Here is a 13,057-nt window from a genome sequence, read left to right as displayed (position 1 = left end):
GTGAATTAGAACAATTTCACAGGAATATCCAAGAATAAACGCCATTCGTTGGTATCGCCAATGTACGCATTTTCGTATGCATCATTAGCACGGTAAATTGAGTTACGAACGCGTAGGCTGGCATCTTTGGCAAAACCGCTTTGAACCGTGTATTTCACTTGGTTAAAGAACTCATTTTCCTTACCTTCTTGAGCAGTGCCTACAACCCTAATATCCCAACCGTATACATAAGCAGTGGTCCAGTTCAAGCCTGGAATGCCGTAGTCAGCAAAGTTCAAGTTATATTGAACTTGTGCTGATTTTTCATGGTTGCCGACGAAGTCAGACAGGTATGAGTTCGCGACATAAATCGACTGTGCGCCATCAGCATTTTCGCCGTAGTCATAGCCTGTGTTGCCAGTATTTTGCTGGTAAGCAAGCATGACAGAATGAGCGCCCTGATTCAAAGTACCAGATAAAGACCAAATGTTGTTGCTACGGCCTTCAACATCTGAATCACCTAATGGTGAAGAATAAGTCCCTGCTTCTTTATCCCATTCTGTGTGATAACCGTTAAAGTCTAAAATTAAAGAGCGTTTTTCGGCTAAAGGAAGGGTGTAGTTCGCATTGATATAGTGGCGGTCAAGTTTATTTTCAGAATCCATGCCGTAATAAGATGCATTCAATTGCTCATCAAACTTGTATTTCGCGCCCCATACGATTGCGTTATCCAAATGACGGCCATCAGTATTGATTTGATCGGAATACTGGTCTTTTGTAAATTTACCGGCAATAAGTTCTAAATCTTTAATTTCACGGCTCTTGATTAAAGTACCTTCGAAATATTCAGGCACCATACGGGCAGTATTGCTCGCTAATACTGGCAAATCTAATACTTGAGTACCGTATTCAACAGTCGTATTTGAAACACGTGCTTTAACACTTGCACCGCCACGAGCCCAATGATCGTATGCAGATCCATCAGCATGCTTAGGAATCATGCCATTATTCGCATTTTTGTTTTCGCCCAATTTAAACGAAGCATCACCTACAGCGTTTACACCAAAACCTACTACACCTTGGGTAAAACCAGACTCAAGTTTAACAATCGCAGATTGTGCAGCAGAGCTTTGGTCTTTCTTGCCAGGAGCTTTTTTATCACGGTTGATATAACCGGTACGGAATAAAACAGTTCCTTCAGCATCTTCAACAAAGCCTTTCGCTTCACTTTGTTCACTGGCATATGCTGTTGAGATTAAGGCAGCTTGAATTAAAACTGCTAGAGTTAATTTTTGTGTTTTTTGCATTGGGAATAAGCCTTATACAAAATAGGACGAAGAAATTGGAGGAATTGTATACGTAATGTAGAGTAAATAAATCTTTTTTTTATTCATTTTATTTTATTAAAGTTATACGTTTCCTGTATAAAAATTCATAAATTAAATTTAACAAGTGTTCAAAAAAAATCGATTTTATTTAAAATATTATTTAAAACAATAATATATTTAAATAAAAGATGATTATTTATGTAATTTTTTATTACGAGTAAATCAACAGCATTCTGATTTTTGTTTCTGCTTTATCGAATTTTATCTCTTAATACTTTGGTCTAATAAGAATTATGAATAGAGTTAAGCGTATTGATGACAGATTTTTTATTCAATATGAACAATTCTTTAAAATATTTAACTCATCCTTATATTTAATGTAAATGTCATATAATTTTAGGCAGTAAAAAATAGATCTCACTACCCTGTTAAACGTTGTTACTTAGCTAAAACTCAATTAAAAACAAGATAATTTTATCTCATAATTTTGAACAAATATTATAAAAAAGCTTTAGAATCCGCAGCTAAATTTGTCGTCGGTAAAGAATCTTGACCGGATTCTCTCAGAGGTAGGAATGCATATAACTTCCCATAAAATTGCGTTATCTTTATTGTTTTTCATCAGTACAGTGCCTGCATTTGCAGAAGAAAATACAACTTCAGCAAAAGGGGGAGAATTAACAGGCAATTTTGCCGTGGTGAATAAATATATTTACCGGGGTGGGGTGGAAAATGATGATGTTGCGCTACAGGCAGGTCTTGATTATGCATTTCAAAACGGTGTTAGCGTAGGATATTGGGGCTCAACCCTCGATTATGACCTGTCTGATGAGAGTAAAGATCAGGGTTTTGAACATGATTTTTATCTGGCTTACAGCAATCAAATTAATCAAAACTGGCGCTATAAAGTTCAAGGAGCGGCTTATTACTACCAGAATGGAGGTACAGTTTATGCGGACAATGGCGATAAACGTAAAACCACAGCATTCGATGTATTAGGTGAATTGGCTTATAAAGACTTAACTTTAGCTGCATCCGTCATGCTTACAGATGCTTCTTTTGCTAACGCGGGAGATGCGTATTTAAGTGCAGCCTATAGTTATGCTTTGCCGCAAAACTTTATGTTGAATACATCAGTTGGCGCATCCATCTATAACAGCAGCCGTGATGACAGCATTATAGAAACTAAAAATGATGTTGCCTTTAATGAAGCGCGGATGGGTGTGAGTAAAGAAATTGCAAATACACATGCTACAGCATCTTTAGATTATGTGGTCGGTGGAAAGGATCGCTTCAATACAGATTTTGATGATCAGGTTGTATTCGGTTTGAATTTCAATTTCTAAGCTTTTAAATACGAAAATCATTTTAAAGTGCATAAATTGCTTTAAGTTTGTGCACTTTTTTTGAGCATAAAGAAATAATATGATTAAAAAATAGCCTTAAAAAGAAGCATGATGTAAGTAAATATGAATCTTGCTCTAAAGTTGAATTGAGCTTTAATACTAAACGAACTCGCAATAGTATTGAATAAAATCTATTTTAGATAAATTTATTTTAAAGAATTAAAATATAATAAAAACAAAAGAATAGGGTGTTTTAATTTTAAATATTGAGCGATTCCGGATGTTTGATTTTTCTATTGGCATAGCAATTGCTATTACCTCATTGAGTTTATCGAAATAACCAAAAAAACCGTCGTAGCACGATGTGGGGGAATCAAACAATGAAATTAACTTTAAAAGCATTATCTCTGGCTATATTAGGCGCAGCATCTACATTCACTTTTGCAGAAGAGGCACCCGCATCGGAACACACCATTTCGGGTAACATTGGTGTGGTGTCTCAATATGTACTACGTGGTAATACTGCAGGCTTAGAAAACTCGGGAGCAGCGGTTCAAGGCGGTTTAGATTACAGTCATTCTTCAGGTTTTTATGCAGGATATTGGGGTTCTACATTAGATGTAACTTATGCAGAATCTGGTGAACAAAGTTTTGAACATGATTTTTATGCAGGCTTTAATGGTTCGATCACTGAAGATTTAGGTTACACCATCGGTGGTACATATTATGTGTATTATCCTTCAGATGACTCCAATGTATTTGAAACTTTATTAGGCTTAAATTATAAAGATTTTAGTTTCACTGCTCAGACTCTAACTGATGATGTGATCTGGGGTAATGCTGGCGATACTTACTTCTTAGCGAGCTATAGTTATCCTTTACCAAAAGATTTTACGTTAAATACTTCGTTAGGCGCTTATTACTATTCTGATAGCGGTGATTTTGAAGAAGCTTTAGGTACCACAGAAGATTTCAATTTCCGTCATTTGACCGCAGGCTTAAGCCATCCATTGGGTGATACAGGTGCATCAGTTTCTATGGATTATATAATTGGTGGCAAATTGCGTGATGAAACAGATTTAAAAAATAAAGTAGTATTGGGCATAAAATACGAATTTTAATTTAAATTAATCTCATAAAAAGGCGACTCATTAGAGTCGCCTTTTTATTTGGACATAATGCTACGAAGTCGCATTAAAAGCCTCATGATAAGTCACTGTTCCCTGGGGAAATTCTCCATCAAAAGATAAAGCCTGAAAATATTCAGCAGGTACATTTTCTAAAATGAGTTCAGGCACTGCTTTAAAAGCAAATCCAGCATAAAAATTCGGATCACCTAAAACGACACAACCTTTTGCACCCATCGTTTTTAATTGACTTAATGCGGATTGAATCAGTGCTGAACCGATTCCTTGCAGTTGCCATTCAGGTAAAACTGCAACCGGCCCCAAACCATACCAACCTTGTATACCTGAAGAAATCTGGATAGGCGAAATAGCAATATGTCCCACAATGTGCTGATTTAAAACAGCCACCAAAGAAAGAGTCAGTGCATTCGCCTTTCTCAAGGCAGCCACAATAAACTGCTCGGTATGACTTGAATATTGCTGATTCTTAAATGCCTGTTCAATCACATGGCTAATTGCCTTGTGATCAGCAATATTTTCGCTACGGATAACTAAGTTATGCATCTTAAATTAGCCCTGTTGTGCCCGATAAGACAATGCTTCGGTTAAATGCTGGCTTTGAATTTCCGAATGTTGGGATAGGTCTGCAATACTTCGCGCGACACGTAATACCCGGTGGTAGGCGCGGGCAGACAGGTTTAGGCGCTGCTGTGCCATTTCCATGATTTTCTGTGCCTGCGTATCCAGTGGTGCAAATTGCTCAAGCTGTTTAGGGCTTAAAGCGTGATTCAGACATTGCTGTCGTTGTATTTGTAGATTGTAGGCCTGAATCACGCGCTCACGCACCGTCTGTGAGTTTTCGACCGGCGTTGTATCTTGCAATTCATGCGCTTGTAATGGCGGTACATCCAGATGCAGATCAATACGATCGAGTAGTGGACCTGAAATACGATTCTGATAACGCTTAATTGCATCCGCAGAACATTGGCAACGAATATCCTGATTAAAAGCATAACCGCAGGGGCAGGGATTCATTGCGGCAATCAGCTGAAAGTTTGCAGGGAAGGTAATTTGCCGTGAAGCGCGAGAAATCACAATTTCTTTAGATTCCAGCGGCTGCCTTAAAACTTCTAATACTTTGCGATCGAATTCGGGCAGTTCATCTAAAAATAAAACCCCTAAATGGGCCAAAGTGATTTCACCGGGTTTCGGATGAGAACCGCCGCCAACTAAAGCGACCGCTGAAGCAGTATGATGTGGTGCACGAAAAGGGCGCTGTCCAAAGGGATGCGAGGTATTTGAAACCGAATAAATGCTGGCGACTTGCAGATTTTCCTGTGCATCTAAAGGCGGCAAAATACTGGCAAGTCGTGATGCGAGTAGTGTTTTTCCTGTACCCGGCGGACCCTTAAACAATAATGAATGCCCGCCTGCTGCAGCAATTTCCAAAGCACGGCGTGGACGCAGTTGACCTTTGACGTCGGCCAAATCGAATTTGTACTGATCGGGTGCAGCAGAGTGACTGGCTTGATATTGCTGAATCGGGTGCTGATGAGAAAGATGATCACAGACATCTTTTAAATGCTTGGCTGCAAACACTTCAAAATTAGGCAGTTGTGAAGCTTGCTCGGCATTCTGTTCCGGCAAAATCAGTTGATGCCCTAACTGCTGGCAAGCAATCGCAATACTCAAAATACCGGTGATGGGACGAAGTTGCCCATCCAAAGCCAGTTCACCTATAAACTCCAGATTATCTGTAACATTTTCAGGTATTTGTCCAGATGCAATAAGAATCCCTAACGCAATCGGTAAATCGAGACGTGAGCCATCTTTGGGCAAATCTGCCGGAGCTAGATTGATGGTGAGACGTTTAGTCGGGAATTGAAAACCACTATTGATAATGGCCGAGCGGACACGGTCTTTACTTTCACGAACCGCCGCTTCAGGCAGCCCGACAATGGTTAAAGAGGGCAGGCCCTGACTGACATGAACTTCCACCTCAATTAGAGGCGCATGAAGTCCAAGCAGACCTCGAGTGTAAATTTTAGCAAAAGACATTATTGTTGTTCCGTTATAGTGCGTTATTTTTATTCGTTTTGTGTCTTTTAGTGCACCAAAAAAGTGCTTATTTATTGTTCTTAATTTTAATTTCTAATGCTTCAACTTGTTTAAGCAGTTCATTCAAGCGTAAATTGGCATTATTTAGCGCAGTACGTTGACGTTCAATTTCATCTTTTGAAACCAGATCCATCTTGGAAACAGCTTCATTGAGTAAGGCACGCAAATTATGTTCAATATCTTTTTTGGGCTGGTCTATTTGTTCCATGATTGCTTGTAATAAAGTTTCGATCATTGTGGATTCCCTAAGGGTGCAGAAGTAGGAGCAGTGTAGCATTGCTCAAACCTGCACCATAGCCCCCATCGATCAGATATAGTTTTGTTCGATGAGTAAAATCGTAAATTTTATAGTAAAAATGTCTCTTTTTTAAAGAATGGACTACGTTTAAAAGTATAAAATAGGTTATAAAGAAAACTCGTGTCGAAACTCTCTATTTTCCCCCAACCTTAGAAATTTTGGCACGAAATTTGAACATAAAACCTTACTGGTGAAAGAAGCCGAAGGAAAACAAACATGAAGCTCGTAACTGCAATTGTAAAACCCTTTAAATTAGATGACGTGCGTGAAGCACTCTCTGACATTGGTGTTCAAGGGATCACCGTAACTGAAGTCAAAGGCTTTGGTCGTCAAAAAGGTCATACTGAACTTTATCGTGGCGCTGAATATGTCGTTGATTTCTTGCCTAAAGTAAAAATTGAAATCGCAATTAGCGATGACATGGTGGATTCAGTAATTGAATCGATTACCCGTGTTGCAAGCACAGGAAAAATTGGTGACGGTAAAATTTTCGTGACTAATTTAGAACAAGTCATCCGTATTCGTACCGGTGAAACAGGTGCAGACGCTGTCTAATTTGGCACGAAGTTTGCTGAGTACCTAATAACTCAAAAAATACTAGGTTGGGGGATACGAATGAAAAAAATGCTCATTGCGCTGAGTTTGTCTGGCGCACTTTTAGGTGGTTCTGTTGCATGGGCTGAAGAAGCCGTAACAACATCCACTGCTTCTGAAGATGTCACAGTGGTTGAAACTGCTGATACATCGTTAACAAATTCTGAATTGGCTGCAGCACCTGCTCCAGCTGAAGCAACAGCCGCACCTGTCGAAGAAGAAGTAAAATTAGATACAGGTGATACTGCATGGATTTTAGTGTCTACAGCACTGGTTTTGCTGATGACCATTCCAGGCTTGGCACTGTTCTACGGTGGTATGGTTCGCAAGAAAAATGTCCTCGGCACAATGGCACATAGCTTTGTTGCAGCGGCAATCGTTAGTATTACCTGGGTAGTGATCGGTTATACCCTTGCTTTTGGTGAAGGGAATGCGTTCATTGGTGGCTTGGATAAAGTCATGTTGTCCGGCATTACCACAGATGCCTTAACCGGAACAATTCCTGAAATTCTGTTTGTTATTTTCCAAATGACTTTCGCCATCATTACCGTAGCCATCATTACCGGTTCGATTGCAGAACGTATGAAATTCAGCGCTTTCGTAGCATTCATTACCATTTGGAGCATTGTGGTTTACGCGCCAATTACCCACTGGGTATGGGGTGGCGGCTGGTTAGGTAACGACGGTGCGCTGGATTTTGCTGGTGGTACGGTCGTTCACATTAACTCGGGTGTCGCAGGTCTGGTTGCTGCATACATGCTTGGCAAACGTATGGGTTTGGGCCGTGAATCAATGGCGCCACATAACCTGGCTTTAACCGTGATTGGTGCCAGCCTGATCTGGGTGGGCTGGTTCGGTTTCAACGGTGGTTCTGCACTCGGTGCCAACGGTTCTGCTGGTTATGCATTGGTGGTTACTCAAGTTGCAGCGGCGGCCGCAGCAATTGCCTGGTTAATTACTGAAAAAGTGGTTCGTGGTAAAGCCTCTGTACTGGGCGGCGCATCTGGTGCGGTTGCGGGTCTAGTCGTGATTACCCCTGCAGCTGGCTTCGTGACTGTAGGCGGTGCAATGGCGATGGGCTTGATTGGCGGTGTCGTGTGCTTCTGGGGTATTACTGCGCTTAAACGTGCACTTAAAGCCGATGACTCTTTAGATGCTTTTGGTCTGCATGGTGTCGGTGGTATTGTCGGTGCAATCTTAACCGCAGTGTTTGCAAGTGAATTCATCATGGGTGATAAGGTCCCTACAGATATGATGCATCAATTATGGGTGCAAATTGAAGGTGTACTTGCAACGATCGCTTACTCTGCAGTACTGACTTTCATCATTCTTAAACTGATTGACCTGGTGATTGGCATTCGTGTTGAAGCGGATGACGAACGTATGGGTCTAGACTTAAGTCAACATGGTGAACGTGTAGAATAATAAAAAAACCGATAATCAATATATTGTGTAAAACAGCCCATAAGGGCTGTTTTTTTTCCATATCTTGCGTAAGCCTCTACAAAACGCAGAATTTTTGCTACACTCTAAATCCGATTTGATTTGTTCAATTAAACCGCTATGCATTGTCCATTTTGCAACGCCGCAGATAGTAAAGTTATCGATTCGCGCTTGGCTGCTGAAGGCTGTCAAATTCGTCGACGTCGTGAATGTATCAGCTGCGGAGAACGATTTACCACCTTTGAAACTTATGAAGTGGTGATGCCACGGGTGATTAAATCTGACGGCAAGAGCGAACCTTTTGATGAAGCGAAAATGCGCCGTTCATTGATGCATGCTTTACAAAAAAGACCGGTCACACAAGAACAGATTGAAACTGTCCTGAGCGATATCCAATTACAAATTCGTCGCCTGGGTGAGCGTGATGTAAAATCACGCATGATTGGTGAAATTGTCATGCAATCTTTGTTTGCCCTCGATCATGTGGCTTATGTGCGTTTTGCCTCGGTGTATCAAGATTTCCAGGATGTAGAAGCTTTTCGTCGTCAAATTGAACAAATGCAACACCGTGAACACTAAAAGAGTTTGAAGATGTCTAAGTTAAGCCAAGATCCCATTCAGCAAGATCAGCTGTGGATGCAACGTGCGATTGAATTAGCGCAACTTGGACAATACTCCACCAAACCCAATCCCAATGTCGGCTGTATCATCGTTAAAGATGGCCAGTTAGTTGGCGAAGGCTTTCATCCTCAAGCTGGACAACCGCATGCGGAAGTCTTTGCCATGCGTCAGGCCAGTGATCTTGCCCAAGGCGCAACCGCTTATGTGACTTTAGAACCTTGTGCGCATTATGGTCGTACGCCGCCTTGTGCCAAAGGTCTGGTGGAAGCAGGGCTAGCTAAAGTCATTGTCGCTTGTCCCGATCCAAACCCATTAGTGGCAGGCAAGGGTGTACAAATTCTAAAAGATGCCGGCATTGAAGTTGAAGTGGGTATTTGTGAACAAGAAGCAGAAAAGCTCAATCTTGGTTTTCTTAAAGCTATGGCAACCGGCATGCCTTACGTGCGTTTAAAAATTGCCTCAAGCCTGGATGGCCGTACAGCCATGGCATCTGGGGAATCGAAATGGATTACCGGACCTGAAGCCCGTCAGGATGTGCAGCATTGGCGTGCCATTTCTGGTGTGGTGATTACCGGGATTGAAACGGTACTTGCAGACGACTGTCAGCTTAATGTGCGTCAGCTCAATGGCATTGAAGATATCACCCGCATTGTTCAGCCGAAACGTCTGGTACTGGATCGTCAGGGACGTTTACCGCTTCATGCAAAAATACTCCAGCAAGCCGATACGGTCATGGTCATGGGACCATTCCGTCAGGAACTTGCTGATTTAGGCGTGCTACAATTTGCCGTACAGCCTTTAAAAGACTTGCTACAGACCCTATCTACGCAACATCAAATTTACGATGTGCTGGTGGAAGCGGGGGCAACATTATCGACTGCCTTTTTACAACAACAGTTAGTCGATGAAATGATCAGCTATGTTGCACCGACATTTTTAGGTCAAGCAGCACGCGCAATGTTTAGTGCGGAATTTAGCCGTATGGCAGAGCAACTTCGATTTAAGCTCATGGACGTCACCCAATTGGGGGATGATGTGCGCTTAAGGTTAATCCCTTCTCAAGAGACAGTATGAATTCAGAGTCTTCGGTTTATCATAAACGTCGTCATTCAGCACGTACCACAGACGAATATCTTTTCAATCAGCTTGTTCCGTATTTAGGCAATAAGCGTCGTTTACTTCATCTGATTTTGGAAGCACTTGAGAGCACGGGCACATTAAATAGCAAAAATGGCCGTGCCCCGATTTTCGCTGACTTTTTTGCAGGTTCCGGCGTGGTTTCACGTCTGGCGCGGCAGAATGGTTATCGTGTCATTGCCAATGACTGGGAACCGTATAGCCATGCTTTAAATAGTGCGATTTTATCCTGCACAGAAGCACCGGCTTTTAAAGAGTTGGGTGGTTATCAAAAAGCCATTGATTATTTAAACCGTTTGCCGGAAGTCAAAGGCTGGGTGACGCATAACCTGTGTCCTCGTAATGATGAAATTTATGATCCGACCCGCGATCGCCTGTTCTTCAAACGCCGTAACGGCATGCGTATCGATGCAATCCGTCAGCAAATTGCCGCTTGGCAGGCGCAAGGCGCCATTGATGATGTCGAGATGAGTGCTTTGCTGGCGCCGTTGCTTTATTCCGCAAGTTTTGTCAGTAATACCAGTGGCGTCTTCAAAAGCTTCCATCATGGCTGGGGCGGTAAAACCCAAACGGCCTTGGAACGGATTGAATCATTACTCTGGCTGACACCGAGTCGTTTCTGTGCCATTGGCGAACCGAAAAAACCAGCAGCAGAAATGTGGTGTGTCGATGCTCAGCATCTTGCCAATCAAATGAGCAGCTTTGAAGTGGATGTGGCTTATCTTGATCCACCGTATAACCAGCATGCCTATGGTAGTAACTATCACGTACTGAATGCCTTAACCTTGTGGGATCAGGCTGATTTACCAACTCCAGATACCAAAGGCTACAAGAGCGGGATTGACCGTGCATGGCGTAAAGAGCGTCCAAGTCAGTACAACTCATCCAAACATGCCAAAGAAGCTTATGAGAAATTGGTTGCGACAATTAATGCGCGTTATATTCTGACCAGCTATTCTACCGATGGTAATATTGAAGCCGGTGATTTGCTGCAGGCAAATTTAAAACGTGGCCGTGTGACTTTGCTCACGCAAGATGTGCCCCGTTACCGGGTCAGCAAGCAACGCCAGTCAGAACGCGCACGTGTATTAGAGTTTATTGTGATTACCGATACCCATGCCAAATCTGGTCCGCCACTGCGCCAATTATTGGGTCAGTTATATCATTTTGCTGAACTGGGTGGTGTTGATACCACGGGCGTGAGTACACAACTGGCCTTGTGGTAAAATAAAGATATAAATAGAGAACAAGTTATGTTTACAGGCATTATTGAAAGTCTAGGCAAAGTGGAAAGTTTACAAAGCGTGGGCGGTGATGTCCGTTTGCGTATTGGCACCAGTCTCGACATGTCAGATGTTCATTTAGGCGATTCGATTGCCACCAACGGGATTTGCCTCACAGTGATTGAATGGGGCGAAAACTGGTATGCAGCCGATGTGTCGCGTGAAAGTTTAAACCGCACCACCTTGGGCAGCTGGAAAGTGGGTCAGCGTGTGAACGTGGAAAAAGCCATGTTACCAACCACACGTTTTGGCGGTCATATCGTCAGCGGTCATGTCGATGCTGTGGGTGAAATTACCGTGGTGCGTGAAGATGCCCGCTCCATTTATTATGAAGTGACTGCACCTGCTGAGATTGCAAAATATTTGGCTGAAAAAGGTTCGGTGACTGTGGATGGGATTAGCCTGACCATTAACCACCTGCGCGGCAATATAATTAGCCTGAATTTGATTCCACATACTGCGGAAAGAACCAATATTGGCACATGGAAAACTGGTGCTAAAGTGAATTTGGAAGTCGATGTTCTAGCACGTTATATCGAGCGTTTAATGCTGGGTGATAAGGCGGCTGAAGTGAAAGAACAATCAAAATTAAGTATGGCATTTCTTGCAGAAAATGGCTTCTTGAAGTAAAAATCCATAGAATAGAAAACAGTCTGGTTGAAAAACCAGACTGTTTTTTTATTTTTATTTATGGTTTTTAGTAATTTATGCAAATAATAAAGTGCAAGTGGGTAGGTGCAAATGCTTGATTTTTTAATGCATATTGAACAATGGTTACCGACTTTACTGGACAACTATGGTCTGTGGATTTACGCCATTTTATTTCTAATTATTTTGGCAGAAACCGGTTCGGTGTTCATGTTCTTCTTGCCTGGGGACAGCTTGCTGATTGCCATTGGTGCACTGTGCTCAACCACCGATGTGATCCATTTACACTATATGGGGCTATTACTTTTTAGTGCCTCTGTATTGGGCTATATCGTCAATTATTATACTGGTCAGGTGTTGGGATTTAAATTCTTTCATGAACATTCACGGTTTTTGAAACCTACATATATTGTTAAAACCAATCATTATTTTACCAAACATGGTGGAAAAACCATTCTGGTTGCACGCTTTGTGCCGTTTGTCCGTTCATTTGCACCTTTTGCTGCAGGGGCGGGGCACATGAATATTTTCAGTTTTATGCTTTATAACGTCGTCGGCGGGCTGATCTGGATTAGCTTGTTATTGGCTATGGGCTATGGCGTAGGCAATATGCTGGGACTTGCCGTAGATTTAATTTAGTTTTTAATGATTTAGGTCGTATTTAAATTTACTTGAATTGAATAAAAAATTAAATTTATTATATTGATTAAAATAACAATAGCCCACCAAAGTGGACTGTTTTGATTGATCTATTTCAGTGTTTGGTAATCGTGACAGATGTACTTGCAACCCAAGAGCTTAATGTCACTGGAGTAGAAACAGAAAATTGTCCTTTTTCCGCTTCTCGGGAAATATAAATTGAAACTGAGTGGAAGTCGGCATGGCTAATCCATAAATCTTGAGCAGATACACTCCATTTTTCACCCGAATCCAGTGCCGCAATTTGAGTGGAAATTTGGTTCAAGATATCCATTTTTTCTTCCTGAATAAGATGATGTTTAAGCATTTCAATAGTCATGTTTTTAAATAGATCTTAGATTAGCAGTTGAAGTGCAACGCCATGTTGTTGCCATAATACCTGACTCGGACTTTTAAAGCCGAGTCTTTTTCTTGGGCGCTGATTTAAACGTTGTGT

General features: G+C 41.7%; 14 protein-coding genes. 9 read left to right on the top strand and 5 right to left on the bottom strand.

The features are described from left to right. Positions 1 to 5: 5 nt before the first annotated feature. Positions 6 to 1,286 (bottom strand): OprD family outer membrane porin, encoded by a 1,281-nt coding sequence (locus ACU0NF_RS11130; RefSeq protein WP_445661163.1) that lies wholly within the window; start codon positions 1,284 to 1,286, stop codon positions 6 to 8. A gap of 596 nt (positions 1,287 to 1,882) precedes the next feature. Here ACU0NF_RS11130 and ACU0NF_RS11125 point away from each other — a divergent pair. Beyond that, positions 1,883 to 2,653, top strand: coding sequence for a TorF family putative porin (locus tag ACU0NF_RS11125; protein WP_445661162.1), 771 nt, complete (start codon positions 1,883 to 1,885; stop codon positions 2,651 to 2,653). Between the two features lie 380 nt (positions 2,654 to 3,033). Beyond that, positions 3,034 to 3,774, top strand: coding sequence for a TorF family putative porin (locus ACU0NF_RS11120; RefSeq protein WP_445661161.1), 741 nt, complete (start codon positions 3,034 to 3,036; stop codon positions 3,772 to 3,774). 60 nt (positions 3,775 to 3,834) lie between these two features. On the opposite strand, the gene ACU0NF_RS11115 is transcribed toward ACU0NF_RS11120, so the two are convergent. The 3 genes from ACU0NF_RS11115 to ACU0NF_RS11105 all read right to left on the bottom strand — a co-directional run bounded on the left by ACU0NF_RS11115 (position 3,835) and on the right by ACU0NF_RS11105 (position 6,133). Next, entirely contained in the window at positions 3,835 to 4,344 is a 510-nt protein-coding gene (locus tag ACU0NF_RS11115; RefSeq protein WP_445661160.1) for a GNAT family N-acetyltransferase, read from the bottom strand. 6 nt (positions 4,345 to 4,350) lie between these two features. Further along, complete coding sequence (locus tag ACU0NF_RS11110; RefSeq protein ID WP_445661159.1) at positions 4,351 to 5,838, bottom strand: YifB family Mg chelatase-like AAA ATPase; 1,488 nt, start codon at positions 5,836 to 5,838, stop codon at positions 4,351 to 4,353. A gap of 67 nt (positions 5,839 to 5,905) precedes the next feature. Continuing rightward, positions 5,906 to 6,133: an accessory factor UbiK family protein gene (locus ACU0NF_RS11105; protein WP_131267982.1), complete on the bottom strand. Its 228-nt coding sequence runs from the start codon at positions 6,131 to 6,133 to the stop codon at positions 5,906 to 5,908. 279 nt (positions 6,134 to 6,412) lie between these two features. On the opposite strand from ACU0NF_RS11105, the gene glnK reads away from it, so the two are divergent. The 7 genes from glnK to ACU0NF_RS11070 all read left to right on the top strand — a co-directional run bounded on the left by glnK (position 6,413) and on the right by ACU0NF_RS11070 (position 12,561). Then, complete coding sequence (gene glnK / locus ACU0NF_RS11100; RefSeq protein WP_067722465.1) at positions 6,413 to 6,751, top strand: P-II family nitrogen regulator; 339 nt, start codon at positions 6,413 to 6,415, stop codon at positions 6,749 to 6,751. A 60-nt stretch (positions 6,752 to 6,811) separates the two neighbouring features. Further along, on the top strand, positions 6,812 to 8,215 hold the full coding sequence (locus ACU0NF_RS11095) for an ammonium transporter (protein WP_445661158.1): 1,404 nt from the start codon (positions 6,812 to 6,814) through the stop codon (positions 8,213 to 8,215). 138 nt (positions 8,216 to 8,353) lie between these two features. Next, on the top strand, positions 8,354 to 8,812 hold the full coding sequence (gene nrdR / locus ACU0NF_RS11090) for a transcriptional regulator NrdR (protein ID WP_067722460.1): 459 nt from the start codon (positions 8,354 to 8,356) through the stop codon (positions 8,810 to 8,812). 12 nt (positions 8,813 to 8,824) lie between these two features. After that, complete coding sequence (gene ribD / locus ACU0NF_RS11085; protein WP_445661157.1) at positions 8,825 to 9,928, top strand: bifunctional diaminohydroxyphosphoribosylaminopyrimidine deaminase/5-amino-6-(5-phosphoribosylamino)uracil reductase RibD; 1,104 nt, start codon at positions 8,825 to 8,827, stop codon at positions 9,926 to 9,928. Further along, positions 9,925 to 11,217 (top strand): DNA adenine methylase, encoded by a 1,293-nt coding sequence (locus ACU0NF_RS11080; RefSeq protein WP_171543964.1) that lies wholly within the window; start codon positions 9,925 to 9,927, stop codon positions 11,215 to 11,217. Before ribD ends, ACU0NF_RS11080 begins: the two co-directional genes overlap by 4 nt. A gap of 27 nt (positions 11,218 to 11,244) precedes the next feature. Beyond that, complete coding sequence (locus ACU0NF_RS11075) at positions 11,245 to 11,904, top strand: riboflavin synthase (protein ID WP_131267977.1); 660 nt, start codon at positions 11,245 to 11,247, stop codon at positions 11,902 to 11,904. A gap of 111 nt (positions 11,905 to 12,015) precedes the next feature. Continuing rightward, positions 12,016 to 12,561 (top strand): VTT domain-containing protein, encoded by a 546-nt coding sequence (locus ACU0NF_RS11070; RefSeq protein ID WP_445661156.1) that lies wholly within the window; start codon positions 12,016 to 12,018, stop codon positions 12,559 to 12,561. Between the two features lie 115 nt (positions 12,562 to 12,676). Here ACU0NF_RS11070 and ACU0NF_RS11065 read toward each other — a convergent pair whose 3' ends face one another. Further along, positions 12,677 to 12,940 carry a hypothetical protein gene (locus ACU0NF_RS11065; protein ID WP_445661155.1) on the bottom strand — a complete coding sequence of 88 codons (264 nt, stop codon included), beginning with the start codon at positions 12,938 to 12,940 and terminating at the stop codon, positions 12,677 to 12,679. Positions 12,941 to 13,057 lie beyond the last annotated feature (117 nt).

The sequence above is a fragment of the Acinetobacter sp. F16 genome (assembly GCF_052712855.1).
This window is presented reverse-complemented; position numbering and strand designations above follow the sequence as displayed.

What these genes read in the sequence shown, in the direction of transcription:
- ACU0NF_RS11095 (WP_445661158.1), top strand. Translation starts at nt 6,812, where the DNA reads ATGAAAAAAATGCTCATTGCGCTGAGTTTGTCTGGCGCACTTTTAGGT.
- ACU0NF_RS11115 (WP_445661160.1), bottom strand. Translation starts at nt 4,344, where the DNA reads ATGCATAACTTAGTTATCCGTAGCGAAAATATTGCTGATCACAAGGCA.
- ACU0NF_RS11125 (WP_445661162.1), top strand. Translation starts at nt 1,883, where the DNA reads ATGCATATAACTTCCCATAAAATTGCGTTATCTTTATTGTTTTTCATC.
- nrdR (WP_067722460.1), top strand. Translation starts at nt 8,354, where the DNA reads ATGCATTGTCCATTTTGCAACGCCGCAGATAGTAAAGTTATCGATTCG.
- ACU0NF_RS11065 (WP_445661155.1), bottom strand. Translation starts at nt 12,940, where the DNA reads ATGACTATTGAAATGCTTAAACATCATCTTATTCAGGAAGAAAAAATG.
- ACU0NF_RS11130 (WP_445661163.1), bottom strand. Translation starts at nt 1,286, where the DNA reads ATGCAAAAAACACAAAAATTAACTCTAGCAGTTTTAATTCAAGCTGCC.
- ribD (WP_445661157.1), top strand. Translation starts at nt 8,825, where the DNA reads ATGTCTAAGTTAAGCCAAGATCCCATTCAGCAAGATCAGCTGTGGATG.
- ACU0NF_RS11120 (WP_445661161.1), top strand. Translation starts at nt 3,034, where the DNA reads ATGAAATTAACTTTAAAAGCATTATCTCTGGCTATATTAGGCGCAGCA.
- ACU0NF_RS11110 (WP_445661159.1), bottom strand. Translation starts at nt 5,838, where the DNA reads ATGTCTTTTGCTAAAATTTACACTCGAGGTCTGCTTGGACTTCATGCG.
- ACU0NF_RS11105 (WP_131267982.1), bottom strand. Translation starts at nt 6,133, where the DNA reads ATGATCGAAACTTTATTACAAGCAATCATGGAACAAATAGACCAGCCC.
- ACU0NF_RS11080 (WP_171543964.1), top strand. Translation starts at nt 9,925, where the DNA reads ATGAATTCAGAGTCTTCGGTTTATCATAAACGTCGTCATTCAGCACGT.
- ACU0NF_RS11075 (WP_131267977.1), top strand. Translation starts at nt 11,245, where the DNA reads ATGTTTACAGGCATTATTGAAAGTCTAGGCAAAGTGGAAAGTTTACAA.
- ACU0NF_RS11070 (WP_445661156.1), top strand. Translation starts at nt 12,016, where the DNA reads ATGCTTGATTTTTTAATGCATATTGAACAATGGTTACCGACTTTACTG.
- glnK (WP_067722465.1), top strand. Translation starts at nt 6,413, where the DNA reads ATGAAGCTCGTAACTGCAATTGTAAAACCCTTTAAATTAGATGACGTG.